This window comes from Gimesia alba, assembly GCF_007744675.1.
GTDB classification, from domain to species: domain Bacteria; phylum Planctomycetota; class Planctomycetia; order Planctomycetales; family Planctomycetaceae; genus Gimesia; species Gimesia alba.
Map to the genome: position 1 here is coordinate 6,310,004 of NZ_CP036269.1, position 15,965 is coordinate 6,325,968.

At 51.3% G+C, this 15,965-nt stretch carries 17 protein-coding genes; 6 read left to right on the plus strand and 11 right to left on the minus strand.

Annotation, left to right across the window (positions count from 1 at the left end; all coding sequences use genetic code 11):
* The first annotated feature begins 99 nt into the window (after positions 1-99).
* The gene (gene fae / locus Pan241w_RS23440) at positions 100-648 is read left to right on the plus strand and encodes a formaldehyde-activating enzyme (protein ID WP_145220514.1); all 549 of its coding nucleotides are present in this window, start codon (positions 100-102) and stop codon (positions 646-648) included.
* Positions 649-711: 63 nt separating this feature from the next.
* A complete protein-coding gene (locus tag Pan241w_RS23445) occupies positions 712-2,439 on the plus strand; it encodes a CocE/NonD family hydrolase (protein ID WP_145220516.1) in 1,728 nt (575 codons plus the stop codon).
* A 292-nt stretch (positions 2,440-2,731) separates the two neighbouring features.
* Here Pan241w_RS23445 and Pan241w_RS23450 read toward each other — a convergent pair whose 3' ends face one another.
* The 3 genes from Pan241w_RS23450 to Pan241w_RS23460 all read right to left on the minus strand — a co-directional run bounded on the left by Pan241w_RS23450 (position 2,732) and on the right by Pan241w_RS23460 (position 4,774).
* Positions 2,732-3,196 carry a hypothetical protein gene (locus Pan241w_RS23450; RefSeq protein WP_232107251.1) on the minus strand — a complete coding sequence of 155 codons (465 nt, stop codon included), beginning with the start codon at positions 3,194-3,196 and terminating at the stop codon, positions 2,732-2,734.
* Between the two features lie 304 nt (positions 3,197-3,500).
* A complete protein-coding gene (locus tag Pan241w_RS23455; protein ID WP_145220519.1) occupies positions 3,501-3,845 on the minus strand; it encodes a hypothetical protein in 345 nt (114 codons plus the stop codon).
* Positions 3,846-3,928: 83 nt separating this feature from the next.
* Positions 3,929-4,774 carry a DUF4396 domain-containing protein gene (locus Pan241w_RS23460; RefSeq protein ID WP_198000104.1) on the minus strand — a complete coding sequence of 282 codons (846 nt, stop codon included), beginning with the start codon at positions 4,772-4,774 and terminating at the stop codon, positions 3,929-3,931.
* A gap of 197 nt (positions 4,775-4,971) precedes the next feature.
* Between Pan241w_RS23460 and Pan241w_RS23465 the strand changes: the two genes are divergently transcribed.
* A complete protein-coding gene (locus Pan241w_RS23465) occupies positions 4,972-6,297 on the plus strand; it encodes an acetylxylan esterase (protein ID WP_145220521.1) in 1,326 nt (441 codons plus the stop codon).
* Positions 6,298-6,422: 125 nt separating this feature from the next.
* On the opposite strand, the gene Pan241w_RS29490 is transcribed toward Pan241w_RS23465, so the two are convergent.
* The 4 genes from Pan241w_RS29490 to Pan241w_RS23480 form a co-directional block, all read right to left on the minus strand.
* Positions 6,423-6,563 carry a hypothetical protein gene (locus Pan241w_RS29490; RefSeq protein ID WP_198000105.1) on the minus strand — a complete coding sequence of 47 codons (141 nt, stop codon included), beginning with the start codon at positions 6,561-6,563 and terminating at the stop codon, positions 6,423-6,425.
* A 198-nt stretch (positions 6,564-6,761) separates the two neighbouring features.
* Positions 6,762-7,766, minus strand: a complete 1,005-nt coding sequence (locus Pan241w_RS23470; protein ID WP_145220523.1) for a D-2-hydroxyacid dehydrogenase — start codon at positions 7,764-7,766, stop codon at positions 6,762-6,764.
* A gap of 16 nt (positions 7,767-7,782) precedes the next feature.
* Positions 7,783-8,589, minus strand: coding sequence for a biotin--[acetyl-CoA-carboxylase] ligase (locus tag Pan241w_RS23475; protein ID WP_145220525.1), 807 nt, complete (start codon positions 8,587-8,589; stop codon positions 7,783-7,785).
* A 31-nt stretch (positions 8,590-8,620) separates the two neighbouring features.
* The gene (locus Pan241w_RS23480) at positions 8,621-8,992 is read right to left on the minus strand and encodes an STAS domain-containing protein (RefSeq protein ID WP_145220527.1); all 372 of its coding nucleotides are present in this window, start codon (positions 8,990-8,992) and stop codon (positions 8,621-8,623) included.
* 569 nt (positions 8,993-9,561) lie between these two features.
* Between Pan241w_RS23480 and Pan241w_RS23485 the strand changes: the two genes are divergently transcribed.
* Together Pan241w_RS23485 and Pan241w_RS23490 are read left to right on the plus strand one after the other, a co-directional pair.
* Entirely contained in the window at positions 9,562-10,113 is a 552-nt protein-coding gene (locus Pan241w_RS23485) for a DUF2062 domain-containing protein (protein ID WP_198000106.1), read from the plus strand.
* 84 nt (positions 10,114-10,197) lie between these two features.
* Entirely contained in the window at positions 10,198-11,160 is a 963-nt protein-coding gene (locus Pan241w_RS23490; RefSeq protein ID WP_145220531.1) for a carbohydrate kinase family protein, read from the plus strand.
* A 25-nt stretch (positions 11,161-11,185) separates the two neighbouring features.
* Here the strand turns inward: Pan241w_RS23490 and Pan241w_RS23495 are convergent, their stop codons facing one another.
* Positions 11,186-11,869 carry an SGNH/GDSL hydrolase family protein gene (locus tag Pan241w_RS23495; RefSeq protein WP_145220532.1) on the minus strand — a complete coding sequence of 228 codons (684 nt, stop codon included), beginning with the start codon at positions 11,867-11,869 and terminating at the stop codon, positions 11,186-11,188.
* Between the two features lie 83 nt (positions 11,870-11,952).
* Entirely contained in the window at positions 11,953-12,777 is an 825-nt protein-coding gene (gene folP / locus Pan241w_RS23500) for a dihydropteroate synthase (protein WP_232107252.1), read from the minus strand.
* Between the two features lie 726 nt (positions 12,778-13,503).
* Between folP and Pan241w_RS23505 the strand changes: the two genes are divergently transcribed.
* Positions 13,504-13,689 carry a hypothetical protein gene (locus Pan241w_RS23505; RefSeq protein WP_145220534.1) on the plus strand — a complete coding sequence of 62 codons (186 nt, stop codon included), beginning with the start codon at positions 13,504-13,506 and terminating at the stop codon, positions 13,687-13,689.
* Between the two features lie 310 nt (positions 13,690-13,999).
* On the opposite strand, the gene Pan241w_RS23510 is transcribed toward Pan241w_RS23505, so the two are convergent.
* Entirely contained in the window at positions 14,000-14,350 is a 351-nt protein-coding gene (locus Pan241w_RS23510; protein WP_145220536.1) for a hypothetical protein, read from the minus strand.
* 206 nt (positions 14,351-14,556) lie between these two features.
* Positions 14,557-15,963, minus strand: a complete 1,407-nt coding sequence (locus Pan241w_RS23515; protein WP_145220538.1) for an HD domain-containing protein — start codon at positions 15,961-15,963, stop codon at positions 14,557-14,559.
* Positions 15,964-15,965: the final 2 nt, after the last annotated feature.

Below are 15,965 nucleotides of genomic sequence, written 5' to 3' on the forward strand. Positions count from 1 at the left end.
GACAATGGTGTTTGATCTTATAGCGACCTTCCTTGTACGTTTCTTGATGATCGAGTAGTCTAAAGCTCAACCTCAATTCTAACCTGCAAGGAGCCTTCAATGAGCGATCGAATTATCATGCGTACTGGCGAAAGTCTTGTCGCCGGTGGTCCCCCTTTTACAGCAGCCGAACCGGAAGTCGTCATCGGAGAACTCGACGGTCCGGTCGGAACCGCGATCGCCACTCTCACCGGCGGTCAATCAGCGGGACACTCGAAAGTCTTCGCGATTCTGAACACCGACATTCAAGTCCGGCCCGTCACGTTGATGGTCAGTAAGGTCACCGTGAAGAGTAGCGCTTACACGAATATTCTGATGGGCACCGTCCAGGCCGCGATTGCCAATGGCGTATTGGACGCCGTCCGTGCCGGCGATCTTCCCAAAGAAAAAGCGAACGACCTGGGCATCATCTGTTCGGTCTGGCTGAATCCGGGCGTGGCCAACGATGAAAATCTCGATCATAAAGCATTGTTCGAAATTCATCGCAAAGCCACCGCGCAAGCGATTCACAAAGCGATGCACAATGAGCCTTCGATTGACTGGCTACTCGAACACCAGGACGAAATCACGCATAAGTATTATCAAAAAGGTCTCGACGGCACGCTCTAATGCCGCGAGAATCAATTCGGCTGTCCCCGTTTCACTTCACCTAGATTTTGAAAGCCCGTGACTATGAATCGCTCGCATGTCATTTCTTTCTGTTTGTTGCTCTGTGCCGTTCAAACTCTGATGGCGGCCGAAAAACCGATGGTTCAGAGCAGGACGGTGCAGGTCCCGATGCGGGATGGCGTGCTGCTGGCGACCGACGTGTATCAGAGACCCAATGTGAATCAGGCACCGGTCGTCTTGATGCGAACGCCTTATAACAAAAGCCGCGCCAAAAAAGCTGCCGAGCGATTTGCAGAGGCCGGCCTGATTGCCGTCGTGCAGGACTGTCGTGGGAAGTTTGAATCGGAGGGAATTTTTTATCCCTACGACAACGAAGGACAGGACGGGTTTGACACGATCGAATGGCTGGGAAAACAACCCTGGTGCAACGGAAAGATCGGCATGTGGGGCGCGTCATATGTTGGAGCAACCCAGTGGCTGGCGGCGAATGAACATCCGCCGGGACTGGTGACAATCGCACCGACGGCCACCTTCAGCAGTTTTTATCGCAACCTGTACCTGGGCGGTGCGCTGCGGATTTCGCTGATCGCCCGCTGGGCGTCTGGCAATTCCAAAAAACCGGAAGGAGCCGAAGTCACCCAAGACTGGCGGGGTACGCTACTGCATCTGCCAATGAGCGAAGTCGACGATGAAATTGGCTGGTCGATCCCCTGGCTGGAAGGCATGCTGACGCATCCAAAACACGATGGCTACTGGAACCGGACCGAGTTGACCGATGACATCGTTGATCTCAAACTGCCGATGCAGCATATCGTCGGCTATTACGATTTCTTTTCGCGCGAATCAGTCAACAATTTCACACGCATGCAGCAGCTGGCCCGCGATCCGGAAACACGTCGGCAGCAGCAATTGATTCTCGGTCCGTGGGATCATGGCTCCATCGGCCGATCGAAAGTAGGGGACGTCGACTTTGGTGAGAATGCAGTGATTGATGCGGCAGGAGAGAATCTGAAATGGTTCGAACGACGTTTGCTGGGCAAACAGCCGGAGCAGGACCATGCAGGTGTGCCCGTCCGATATTTTTCAATGGGCGACAATGTCTGGTTTAACGCGACTACCTGGCCGCCACACGGTTTTACGGATACGTCCTTTTATCTGCATTCGAACGGCAAGGCGAATACGAGTGCCGGTGATGGCACGCTGGATCTGTGTCCGTCAACCACCGATGAAGCCACCGACCGTTTTCAGGCTGACCCCAACGATCCCGCACCCGCCTGTCCGGTCACAGAAAAACGCCCGCTGATTTCAGCGACCTGGGCCCCCGTGGACCAGCGGCCCATTGAGAAGCGAAACGATGTGCTGGTTTATACGTCCGAGCCGTATACGGAGCCGTTGACGTTTGCCGGCAATGCGCAGGCGAAACTGTTCGTCTCGGCGGATACGCCCGATGCGGACTGGGTGGTCAAACTGATCGACGTGCACCCCGACGGCTTTTCGCAAAACCTGGCGGTAGGAATTCTACGCGGCCGCTTCCGTAATTCAGAACAGCAGCCCACGCCGCTCAAGCCAGGCGAAGTTTATGAGATCACCGTGGACCTCGGCCCTATCGCCGCCCAGATCGGCAAAGGACACCGGCTGCGGGTTGATATCTGCGGCGCGTATTTCCCGCTGTTCGATCGAAACCCGAATTCAGGCGAAGGACCGTTCGGGAAAAATGCGAAAATCTCAACCGAGCGCGTGTATCACGATCCAATCCGGCCGTCGCGGATTATTCTGCCGTGTAAGCCGTGATTACGTATTAGTAGTGAATCGTGACGACACATCCTGACCGGAATGGCGCTAGGTAGTGTTTATTTAAAAGTTTTGAGCGTGATTTTGTGGCCTATAGAGTTATCAATGTAAAAATTTACCGTGGCTGATAGTGTGCTGTTGCTCTTGTTTTGAGGACTATGACCGCAGAAAAGACCCATTAGCCGCAGGGCGTTAGCCCCGGTTAGCCGTCTTTGGTAAGGCTAGTTTGAATTAATAAACGCTACCTAGCACCGTGCCGCTCATTTTGTTGCTTATGAAAACCAAATTCGTTTCAGTTATTAGGAATCGGGACGACTTTCAGATTCACTTTGGATTCGTCGACAATGCTCAACACATCGCGGCAGTATTCGTGGCAATTGATGCAGGTATTCAGCGAGTGCATGTAGGAATACGTGGCGCCGTCGAGATTTTTTTCTTCGGCCATCTTTGCCAGTTTTTGTGCCTGCTTGCGGAGTTCCATGCGGTGATGCGCATACACGGGATCATTGTGAGAGGCCCATTCGGTGGCGATGCAGATACTGCCCAGCTCAGTCGCACCCCGATGGATCTGCTCAAAATCTTTGGTCACCAGTCCGTTGGTGATTTTTTGACTGCAGGCGAGTTTAGCCATCATTAACGCAGCCTGCTGTTCGCTTTTTTCTTCTTCCGGCTTGCTGGTTTCACTGGCGGCCGAAACCACACCCGCGATCAGGAAAACGACTGCCGTCACCAATAACCATCGTTGCGTCATGCTCATGTCTGGTCCTCGGAACGCGCGACAGGCCGGGCTGTTGCGCAAAAAAGATGTCCTGTTTCAGGCGGCCGTGCCTGTTTTGTTTGATCCGTATAATCGGCCTAATACATCCTATCGGCTATTGAGGTCCGAATTCTGAAACCGAGGGACCAGAAAGACTCAAGAATTGTCTCAAGCAGCAGCATGAAATTGATTTGCATGTAGATTTTACAATGTGGAGCAGTGAAATGTGATTTGTTGAGACAGATTGTGAGTCTGAAATAGTAGAAGGAATGGGAATTCACAAAAAGTCTTCGAGAAAGTGAGCTTAAATGAACCGCGAAAGCAGTTTGATGAACTCCATCGAGGCGGGCAAGACAAGCAGAAAGATCAGACACCCCAGCGCAATGGCTCTTTCGTCCAGTGAGGGATGTTTCTTGATCACCCGATGCCAGGAGAGATATCCGACGATCAGCCCCAGCACTGCACCCACGGCCGACCACTGCAGTTCCGTGATGAGATATTCATATTCCGCGACTTGAGAACTGCGCGTCATCGGATCAGGGTCAAACCCGTCAAAGACGAGGCTTGCCAGTCGCGGAAGCAATAGGGCGGCGACAAAAGCAATCGTCAGGACATGCAACAGTTTCGGAAACGTCTGTTCTCGATTCATGATCAGGCTCCTGCACAGCATTATAGCATGCCTTGGTTCCACTGTGCCAACTCTTGTTGGACGATATCTGTATCAGGAGCAAACTACATCGTTTCTTTGATGCCGGCGCGAATCAGCCACCAGTTGACGGGGAAGGAGGTCACAAAGCCACAGAGCATGGCGATCTGCATCATGAACCAGAAGATCGGACTGGTCTTCGCCATTTCCGCGCTCTCAAGTCCAAAGACCCCAAACAGACAGACGCCCATCCAGCCATACATGCCGATCTGCCAGAAGGTCAGCGAGAGCGAATCGACTTTGAATGCCGTCACCAGTCCTTCCTTAAACCCCAGGTGCCGCATGGGAACGATGCTGAAATATTGGAACGCAACACCGAACAATAGTGCCAGCACATAGTCGACGCCCCAGGCGAACCAGACAAGCGAGGCGCCCGACAGGTTGATCACCGTCGGCACCAGAAAGTGCATCCCCCCTTCCGCGATGATATCGCCGACCGTGCAGCCGCTGCCGCAATGCGTTCCCCCGACAACCACGCTCTGCCAGAACGGTTTTTTCGGCATCGACGACATCGCATGCTGCTCCATCGGCGGCATTGTGTCAGCGTGTTGTTCGCTGTGATCCTGCATCATCTGATGTTCGCCGTGCATCTCATGCTGGCTATGATCCGTGTGATTCTCGTGCATGTTGTGCTCGTCGTGATCCGTGTGATTCTCGTGCCCACCATCCCCCTCGTGCGGCATATCGTGCACGCTCATTCGTCCGAACCAGTAATAAATCAAAATCGCCAGCGGGCCGGCATACAGCGCCGTCAGCGGCCAGACCACATTCATGATCGCCATATGCTGGGGGTGCCGGATGACATCGATCAAGAGCCAGAGCGAACAGAGAACGGCGAGAACGAGCGAAAGCGTAGCGATGGTGGTCAACATATCAGAATTTCCCCGGGGCGAATGGAACATTGATTGTCAGACGGAATCCGGCAGCATTCTAGTGATTTCATGCAATCAGGTCAGTACCAAGTTTCCCTGTAGAAAAGCAAAACCCTTCCGTTTGGGACAGAGTCTGATAGAATCAATGCCTGAACTCCGTTGAATCCTTCATCACGAATAAAATACAGGAACCCACCATGAACGACTCCCGCTTGAAACACATTCTGCGTCCCGTGATCGCACTGGCGATCTGTCTGTCGCTGGCTCAGATCGCTGCCGCTGCTGAAACGTATGAACTGAACGTGGTCACGGATCGGACGGATGCAATTTATAAAACCGGCGAAACCGCCCGGTTTCTGATTTCGCTGACGAAAGACGGCAAGCCAGCCACAGGTGAGAAGGTCACTTATACCGTGGATGATTTCATCCCCGGCGCACCCGGCTTTCCCAAAGGTACCCTGATGATGGGGGTCGGGTCGGCGGAAATCTCTGTGAAGGCTGACAAACCCGGATTCCTGCGGTGTGTTGTTCAAGCGGGTGATAAGAAAAAGGTAACCAAGATTGCCGGTGCCGCATTTTCACCGTTAGAGATTGGACTCAGCCAGCCGGTGCCCGACGACTTTGATCAGTTCTGGGCCGACCAGAAAAAGCAACTGGCGGCGGTCCCTGCGGAAGCGAAACTGACTCCGGTCAAGCAGGCCGATCCGAAGCTGGACTGTTATGACGTGCAAGTCGATTGCCTGGGCGGCGCCCCCGTCTCCGGTTACCTGGCGAAGCCCAAAGACGCACAGCCCAAAAGTCTACCCGCGATCCTCTGGGTGCATGGAGCAGGGGTCCGCAGTTCGGCACTGGGGAACGCCGTCAAGGGAGCGAATGCCGGGATGTTGTCGATGGACATCAACGCCCACGGCATCCCCAACGGCAAGCCGGCTCAATATTATAAAGATCTCTCGCAAGGGGAACTGAGTGGTTATCGCCACGCAGGACGCGAGAACCGGGAGAAGGTTTACTTTCGTGGGATGTTTCTGCGTCTGGTACGGGCCATCGATTTTCTGACCGCACAACCGGAGTGGGACGGCAAAACGGTCATCGTCATCGGCCACAGCCAGGGGGGCGGCCAGGCGTTAGCCGCAGGCGGCATTGATGACCGCGTGACCTTTATCGCGACCGGAGTGCCGGCGATTTGCGATCATTCGGGCCGTGCCGCCGGTCGGATCAATGGCTGGCCGAAACTGGTCAACACACTGCCGGGTGGCAAACCCGATCCGACCCAACTCAAAGCCGCCCAATACGTCGACGCGGTCAACTTCGCCACCCGCTGCAAGGCAGACGGCATCATGAGCGTCGGCTTTATCGACAGCGTCTGCCCCCCGTCCAGTTGCTATGCCGCCTATAACCAGCTGAGCGGAAAAAAGCAGGTGATCAACAAACCGCTCATGGGCCACGCCGCCCCCGCGGACATTCACAAAGCATTTTTCGACGCGGTGCAGGAACACGTGAAGCAGCAGGCGAAGGAAAAATAAAAGGCAACAACCATGTGAGCGGAATGGCGCTAGCCACCGTTTTTGAACCACCAACCCCACACACAAAACCGGCGGCTAGCGCCGACCCGCTCACGGTGGGAGGGATTGCTAATGTTGTTTGTGAATCAGATTGTCTGTAGCGGCGTGAAGGCGTCAAGAGGAAAGGGGATTTTGATGTGGGGCAGACGGTGGTTGAATGTGTGCCGGATGGTGCGGGGAGTTGGCTGGGCGGTGTCGGGAATGCGCCGATGTGTGTCGACCCGCATAACTTTTGGAGGATTCCATTTGGAAAATCGGTCTGAAACAAGCGGTTTTTTGCAGGTGAGGTTAAAACCGGTTTCAGAGTTTCACCTGAACCAGCAGTGCTCACGCGCGCGACGCGCAACTTCAGATAAACTAAGTAACGCCGGGTTCGCGTCAAGTGCGATTTTCATCAGTGTTCGTTACCAGTTAACAGTGTTATTTCAGAACCAGTTCTGTTTATCAGCGGGGGTCAGGAATGGTTTATCGGCTAGAAAACAGCGGATGTTTTCCAGCAGCGTTTCCAGATGGCGTTCGGGGACGCGGGTGGAGGCGGCTGCGATATGGGGGGTGATGATGACGTTCTCCATTTGCCAGAGCGGGTGCTCAGCCGGCAGCGGTTCAATTTCGAATACGTCTAAACCAGCGCCGGCAATCTCGCCGTTCTGTAAGGCGGCGGTTAAATCCGGGAGATCGACAATCGCGCCGCGGCCGATGTTGATCAGGTATCCGGTTGATTTCATCTGCTGGAACTGTACGGTGCGAAACAGTTTTTCGGTCTGGGGCGTGTGCGGGGCGGCGATGACCACAAAATCACTGATTGATAACAGATCGTTCAAGCGGTCGACGTTCCAGACTTCCTCTACCACGCCGGGCACTTCTCTGGCGAGGGGATCAACGGCGCAGACTTGCATGCCGAACGCGGCGGCGCGGCGACAGATTTCCGCGCCAATGCTGCCGGCTCCGACGACGCCCAGTGTGCAATCGGAGAGATGCAGATGACTGCAATCGACTTCGCTGACCTGCCCCGGCCCGGTGACGAAATTCGGTTTGCCGGCCACGCCGCCAATCGGTTTCCAGTTCGACTTGGTCTGCTGCCTGATGTAGCGGTGCAGATTGCGGGCGAAACAGATCACGAAGCCCATGACATGATCGGCGATGACATCGTAAAACAAGCCGCGCATGTTAGTGAGCTGGCAGGGGTGGTCAACGAGTTCGGGGAAGACGTAATGTTCGAGGCTGGCGGTGGGGGACTGGACCCACTGCAAATTTTCCGCTACAGCGAGCAGTTCGGGTGTCATTTTGCCGAAGAAGGCGTCGGCGTCTTTTATTTCGGTGAGCGCTGCGGAGAGCTCGGATACATTACAGACGATCAATTGATCGGAAATTTCCTGAATGCGAGACAATCGCGTGGAATCGATGGCGGGGTAGATGAGTAGTTTTTTCATGGGTTCCCAGATTCAATCAAAAATGTTCGATGGTGCCACTGATGATGCGTTCGATACCTGCTGCGGTTTTCAGAATCAGAAATCCTTCATCGTCGATTTCCAGACATTCGCCTTGTTTCGATTCAAGTCCTGTATTGATTCGGATCGTTTTTCCGGTCAGCAGGCAGTATTGGCGCCAGGCCGACATAAAATTGTTGTTTTCGCTGGCGACATCATAGAGCCGATTCTCAATGCCGTTGATCAGGTCGACGAGTGTGGTTGCCAGCGAATATTTCTGGCGGGTGGTTTCATAGAGCGAAGTGCCCACCGATTGCAGGGCCTCTTCCGCGGAGAGGAAGGAGTTATTCAAATTGACGCCGACGCCGATGACGACGAGTCCCGGTTGATTGGCGGCGGTTTCGACCAGAATGCCGGAGACTTTTTTGTTCTGCAGATAAACGTCGTTGGGCCATTTTAATTGCAGGTTATATTCGGGGAGGTATTTTTCGAGTGTTTCACAGACGGCAAGTCCGGTGGCGAGTGCGATCAGGGGTTGTTGCTCGAGGGGAATCTGGATCTGGCTGACATCGACAACAAGGGAGAACGTTAAGCCTCCTTCCGGGGACCACCAGGCATTGCTGCCTCGACCTCGGCCGGCGGTCTGATTCCCGGTGAGAACCAGACGGGGTAAGCTGATCGTGCGCGGCGGATTTTCGTTTGCAGGAGGAGCGAGGTTATTTAGGGCCCAGGTGTTGGTGGAGGCCAGACTTTCGAAGTAGTCGAGATGTTCGATGAACGTTTCCGTCTGAATTGCTTTCAAGTCGTCGGCAGTAAACGGCAGCATTCCAAACTCATTTTCAGGAAGGAGACGAAGATCAGGAATTCTCGTTCAACGCGGTGATCGCTGCTTCTCGGGAATCGTACAAAGGCCAGAGGGTCCCGACTTTGATGCACTTGAGGATGTTCTGCATATTGTCGCAGGCATTACAGAAGACGGCATGTCCGCCGGTCTGTTTGGCGCGCTGGAGCAAACGAATAATGGCGCCGATGATGATGGAATCGAGATAATTGACTTCGGACAGATCAATGATCACGTTCTTGACTTCCGGTGCATCAAACAATCGCAGTACTTTATTGGATTCCACCTGAACATTGCTGTACTGGAATTGCATGGTCGAACCTTGAGGGATTACCACCAGATTGGGAGCAGCCTGTTCTATCCCAAAAATTTCCAAGTTTTCTACCATTGTTCAATTCCAGTCATCCGCGAGTTCAGGAACCCCTGAAAAACACTGATTATGTAGTATCAATTGAGAGCAAGTCAAATTCATCAAAATCTCATACAGAGCATACCTAACCTTATTACAAATTTCAGGGTTGGGACGAAAAACTCTCTGGAAAAACGAGGTGATTCTTTCAAAATGTACATCTTATTCTGTTGAGCATCCCGGGAAAACAGGCTCGGAATTCGCATTTTTTTCCTGTTCCTGAATCGGACGGACTGGTGATTTCAGTTGCCTCAAGTGAAATCGCTTAACTAGAATAGAAGCTGGTTTGGAGAAAAACAGATTTTGTCTGCTTGCCTCTGGTTGTATTCCGTATAATACCACCAATTGAAAACGTTGTCCGAGTCAGTAATAGCGCTCTAAACCAATCATTCCATAAAGTGAAGGAATTTTACCGGGAATGAGCCGATAAGATTATCCGAATCATCGGTAAAGTGATGTGAACAGCCTTCTAGATCAAACCCCTGAATCCGCCATTTGAATTGTCGTCTATGTCGTCTTCTAAATTATCCTGGAAAAGCAGCCCTCGAATGCTTCTGCGTTCGATATTGATGCTGGATGACAGTGCCCACTCCATTGCGCTGGGTACGGCGATCGGGATGTTTATCGCTTTGACGCCCACAGTCGGCATCCAAATGCTGATGGTGATCTGTTTTGCGTTTCTGGTGCGTCCCCTGTTTCGATTCAACCAGATTGCTTCGCTGATAACGGTTTATGTTTCGAACCCGCTTACAATCGTTCCCATTTACTGGTTCGACTATAAAATTGGCACCTATTATGTGGGCGGTTCGCTCACTCAAAGTGATTTCGCCCGAATCCTGGAATTTGAGGGGTTCAGTGGCTGGTGGGAAACGGTAAAGCAGCTTTTGCTGGAAGTCGGTTCGCCGCTGATTATCGGATCTCTTGTAGTGGCCACGTTTTTCTCTCTGGCGACGTATCCAATTATGCTCCGGCTGGTGATGCACTTTCAAAAACTGCGGCCAGCGGCCGACCCGGTGGAAACGGAAGCCCAGACTGTGGTGCCTTCCAAACCTGCCGACAAAGAGCAGAACGCAAAATCTGTGCATCTTCATTCCAGCTAGGCGTTGAACTCCACCTGAACTCGCTCATAATAATCAGTCTGAATTGATCTGACCTGAGTTCGACGAGATAGGAAGGTGCTTCGAATGCCGTCTCCCCAGTATGAATGTTTATGTGCGGGTATTATTGTTGCGGACCATGTCTGCAAAGCCATTGATCATATGCCCAAGCCGGGAGAACTGGTGCTGACGGATGAGATGGAGCTGACGATTGGCGGCTGTGCTTCGAATGTGGCCGCAGATCTGGCGAGACTGGATCGGCAGGTGGCGATCGCGGGCATTGTGGGGCAGGATGTGTTTGGTCGATACGTCGAAGAAAGCCTGATTCAGTCGGGCGTTCACTGTGACTATCTGATGAAATCGGATCAGCTACCGACCAGCGGCTCGTTTGTGATTAACGTGCAGGGAGAAGACCGGCGGTTCATTCATTCCGTGGCTGCGAATTCGTTATTCACGGGAGAAACGGTCACCGAAGCGCAGATTCGTTCGAGTCGAATTCTCTATCTGGGCGGCTATTGTCTGTCGGAAGAATTATCGCCGGACAATGTGGCTGAAATGTTTCGGATTGCGAAAGAGGCAGGTGTGATAACAGTGCTGGATGTGGTGACTCCGAAGCCGGATGACTATTGGAAGATGCTCAAGCCGGTGCTGCCGTTAAGCGATTATTTTCTCCCTAATAATGATGAAGGGGAATTAATTACGGGAGAATCAGACCCGATTGCACAGGCGCGTGCCTTCAAGGCAGCCGGGGCGAAGGCGGTGATTATCACCTGTGGGGATGAAGGAAGTATCCTGATGGATGACCAGCAGACGATTCATTCGGCGGTGTATCCGGTGAATCTGGTCGATGGAACGGGGAGTGGCGATGCATTTGTCGCCGGTTTTATTCACGGATTACTGGAAGGTGCCAGCCCTGAAGAATGCCTGCAGTTTGGTTCTGCATTGGGGCATAGCTGTGTCCGCGCTACCGGTGCGACGGCAGGCATTTTTACCCGTAGCGAACTGAATCAGTTTATCGATTCGCATGAGCTACAGGTAAAAACGCTCTGAGATCGCCGGCTCTCTTTGGAGTATGCTACTTCTCGTTTAAAAACGGCTGAACTGCTTTTTTCCAGACGAGATAGCCTTCATGATTTAAATGCAAGCCGTCCGACTTGAACAGTTCCGGACGCGGCTTACCATCGGCTCCCAACATGGGCTTCCAGACATCGGCGTACTCCAGCAGGCAGTTGTCGGCACATTGGTCTGCGATCAGCTGATTGGCTTTGACGATAGAATCTGCCAGTTTCCAGCGGCTGAGGCTGGGTTTCACGGCGATGAAGACAATTTTCGTCTGGGGCAGCGTTTTATGCACGGTTTTCACGAATTTTTGAAAGTCAGCAGCAACATCCTCGGGGGATCTTTTACGCGAGAGATCGTTATCACCGGCGTAAAGGAAGATCAGTTTCGGTTCATGCTTTAGAATGATGCGGTCTGCAAAATGAGTGGAATCGACGATTTCCGATCCACCAAAGCCGCGATTGATGGCGTCCAGCTCGGGAAAATATTTATCCAGGTCCCAGAGTCGTATACTGGAACTGCCGACAAACAGGACGCCATTTTTTTTGATACCCTGTTTCTGATCCTGCTTTTCAAACTGAGCGATCGAAGTTTCCCAGCGATCATAATCGTGCTTTTGTTTTTCAGCCGCCAGACTGTTCTGAGAAACAAAACACAGCAAAGCCAGTGGGATTGACAGATAAATACATTTGATTTTCATGATCTTTCCTCAAGTTTCTGATTCAGAAAGCTGTTGCTGAAGCCTTTTGAGTCTAAGTAAATATTCATCGCGAAATAACAGCGTCATGATACACGCTGGGAAACGGCATGCCAGGCAGAGAGTGCATCACGATTGGCGGCTACATCGTGCAGACGTAAAATATCGACAGATTGATCCGCCAGTGCAATGGATACGCCGACTGTACCAGCCAGACGTTCTTCCACAGAACGACCGAGCAGTTTTGATAAGAATCGCTTGCGGGAATGCCCAATCAGCACGGGGAAACCCAGTTTTTTGAACTCCTGAATGTGTGAGAGGATTTCCAGATTATGCTCGGCGGTTTTTCCAAACCCGACGCCGGGATCGAGAACGATCTGCTCGGGGTTTATTCCGGCAGCCAGCAAGGTTTGAATGCGTTCGCCCAACCATGTTTTCAGATCGGAAACGACGTCCTCGTACTCGGGATGATCCTGCATGGTTTGTGGCGTCCCCAGAATGTGCATGCAGATCACGCCGGCTTTCGTTTCAGCCGCCAGCGGAATCATTGCCGGATCAAAAGTGAGACCAGAAATATCATTAATAATGATGGCGCCGGCTTGAATCGCGCAGCGAGCGACTTCTGCTTTGGTGGTATCAATGGAAATCGGGACGGATGTTTGCGCTGACAAAGCTTCAATAGCAGGGACGACTCTTCGTAATTCTTCTTCAACAGAGACCGGTTCTGCTCCAGGGCGAGTGGACTCACCCCCAATATCCAGAATGTCGGCACCATCCTCGACGAGTTTCAGCCCTTTACGAACGGCGGAGTCAACATTGATTGCTTCGCCGCCATCGGAAAAACTATCGGGAGTCACATTCAGGATGCCCATTAATAGTGGCATCCCCCCTAAGGAGAGGGACTGATCCACGCATTTCCAGAGCCTTTGAGGCTCTGATTTACTGGTTGAAGTTTTTGAAGATGACAAATTCACACAACGTTCTATTTAACCAAATACTGTTGGGAAGGACTTTTTTGAATCAACTTGGTTTTACTGCCCGGGCTGAAGTCTTGCAAGGAAATTGGCTGAAAGTCGTTTCTGAATCGAGATTCATGATTTTGATGACTCAAACAATGCCGGTTTGAGTCTATATTTCCCTTTTTAGAATCGAATTTCGCCCTTCAATCGAAACAGATGCTCTAAATGTGTTCGCATGCTACGGATTTTCAAGTCGAAGGAATGTACGAAAAACGGCCCATTGGCAATACTTCAGGAAATAGAGGATTTTTAGAGAAACTTCATTTTTCGTATTCTCTTTACTTTGACAACGTAATTCGTTCTGGTATTGTAATCAGCGTATTTACTGTAACCGGTAAATCTTACCAAGCTAGAAAAACAGACCTGTTTTCCCTAAGTGCGTAGACTTAGGGACATCGTTGGAAAATGAACTAGTGACTTATTTTTCAACGGTAGTGGAACCACTTTAATTAAAGAATCTGAGGAGTACACCATGATTCGAAAAGCTGTCACACTCTCAATGATTGCTGCACTGACTTTGATCTCTGCATCTTTCAGTGTCTCTGACACAGAAGCCGGGTTGCTGAACCGTTGCTGCAAGCCAGAACGCGTTCGTTGCTGCAAGCCAAAACGTGAACGTTGCTGCAAGCCAGTTCGCGTTCGCTGCTGCAAGCCAGTCAAAGTTCGTTGCTGCAAGCCAGTCAAAGTTCGCTGCTGCAAGCCAGTTCGCGTTCGTTGCTGCAAACCAGTTCGTGTACGTTGCTGCAAGCCAGCTCCAGTATGCTGCCCCGCTCCAGCACCAAAGTGCTGTGCACCAGCCCCTAAGTGCTGTGCACCAGCTCCAAAGTGCTGCCCCGCTTCACCTTGCTCAAGCTGTGAATCAGGTTCACACGCTAAGCCAGCTGCTCCTAAGAAAGTAGAAGAAGCACCAGCTCCTCCAAAGAAAGCTCCAGCACCTGCTCCTAAAAAAGCATAGTGAACTGAGCTAACTCTGATAGATCATCCTTTTGAGTATGACTATCAGGAGCTAGATCTGAAAAATTGAAACGGCCCATTGCTTTGTGCAATCGGGCCGTTTATTGTTTGTATCGATCGTACTGGTTATGACAGTTTTATGCTCATCCGAGCCGATCGTTCAAGCAGATTTCGCGTAGGAGTGATCTGATTCTGATTGCTCGGGAGTGCTATGCCTCTTGAGCATCTTCTGCAACTTGGGAAGCATCTTGTCTCCCATCCGAGTGACTTGATAAAAAACTCCTGAATCCCGGCCGGAAATCTGGAATTTCAACAAGTCAAAGGCGATCAGTTTACCATGAATTCGAGGGAGGTGTTCAGGAACAACACCTTCTACCTCGTTCTGGCGAATAATCCATCCGTCAAACTCAGGATCCTGCTTTTTAGCCTGAAGCTGCGACTGCCTATAATGGTTCAACACGAGACACCATTCAGGGTTTTCCATCATCTGTTCTAATTCAAAGTCGATCATGCTTTTCTTATCGACTTTGCCTGAAAATCAGTCGCACGGATTTTTCTCTGCCGACACGACCGACATAACAGGACTATTGTCTTCCCTGATTCATTAAAAAATCAGGGAAAACTACTCAAGAACAGAGAGCACATTGAGACTTGTCCCAAGCGTTACTATCCGTATTTTTGTTCATCGTCTGCCTGTCATTCAATCAAGAATGGTCATTACATATTCGTTTTTGAATCGGAGACTTCACCTAATGCTGCATTCAACGCATTGGTCATCTCGGAATCATGTAGATGGTCTTGGGTATAAATCCGGAAAATCAAAAAGCTGACAGGTAATGCACGAAATAGTTCGTCATCGCTGAGCTCCTGTGTGTTCCCGGTACCTGGATCCAGAAGAAAATTCTGGCCTCCGGCGGGAAGCCTGCCACTGGGTCGATGATAGTGTCGGGCTACATCAATCCGGAGAGGAATCTGCTTTAACTCTGCAGGCAGCTTGGCCCGCACCCGCTTTTCCACCAGATCCGGTTCAGAAAAAATGGAGGTATGGACGGCAGATCCCGAATGAAAATTGATCGACCGTTCGCAAGCCATTTTCCATTCCACATTCCGCGCAAGGAGTCCCTGCCAGCGTTTCGCCAGATCTTGAACTTCTGGATTATCGCTTTTATGAAACCTGCCCACATCAACCAAAAACGAGGATTCAGTAAACCCCTGATAGTCATCCAGATGATCTAGTGGATTTCCATGAAACAGGTGCCGCATTGTTTCTGCAAAGATTTCCTCAAGCGCCAAATCGAGCGCGCGAACGGTGCGATGGTAATAAATCGTGCGAAATAAGTTTGCCCGGGTTTCGATAAAATTAACTAAAGCCGGCAGACCCCGCCCATGAATCGTGAGACCTTCCGATGTAAAAAAGCTGTAATGTATCAAGCGGGAAAGATCGACGGCCCGGATGTTATAGCCCGACATATACGCATCGCGAAGTACGAAATCCATATTATCCACGGTATAGATGCCGCTGAACATTCCTCTCAACTTACAGAGCCAATCAGGATTACCCTGCTCGCTCTCAGCATCTCCTGCGGGCCGGCGAATCAACCAGCCAATCTGCTTGGGATCCAGTTCTTCGAGAGGATTCAACTGACCATTCGGATTTCGACGGATCCCCCGAATCAAATCCCCCAGTTCCTGTTCAATAATGTAGGCACCAATATCCTCATGTGTCAGGTCAAATTGATCCAGATAGTGATCATCAAAAAAATGACCAAAAGGTCCATGCCCGACATCATGCAACAACGCTGCCAGCCTTACCAGACTTTCTACATAAGGCAGTGAAGGTACATTCCGGCAGGAACTGTTCAGAGAATCATACCAGGCATTGATGCAAACAGACGCTAAATGCATTGCCCCCAGCACGTGCTGAAACCGCATATGTTCTGCCGACGGAAATACCCACCACGCTGTCTGCAGCTGGTGAATGTGCCTTAAACGCTGGACCCAGGGATGATCGATAATTTCCTGTTCGGAGACTTCATCATCGGGAATCCCCGTTTTCGAGGTAAACGGGATATATCCGTGAATCGGATCGTGGGTCAAACTTTCGGAAATAAAATCGCGTACCATTT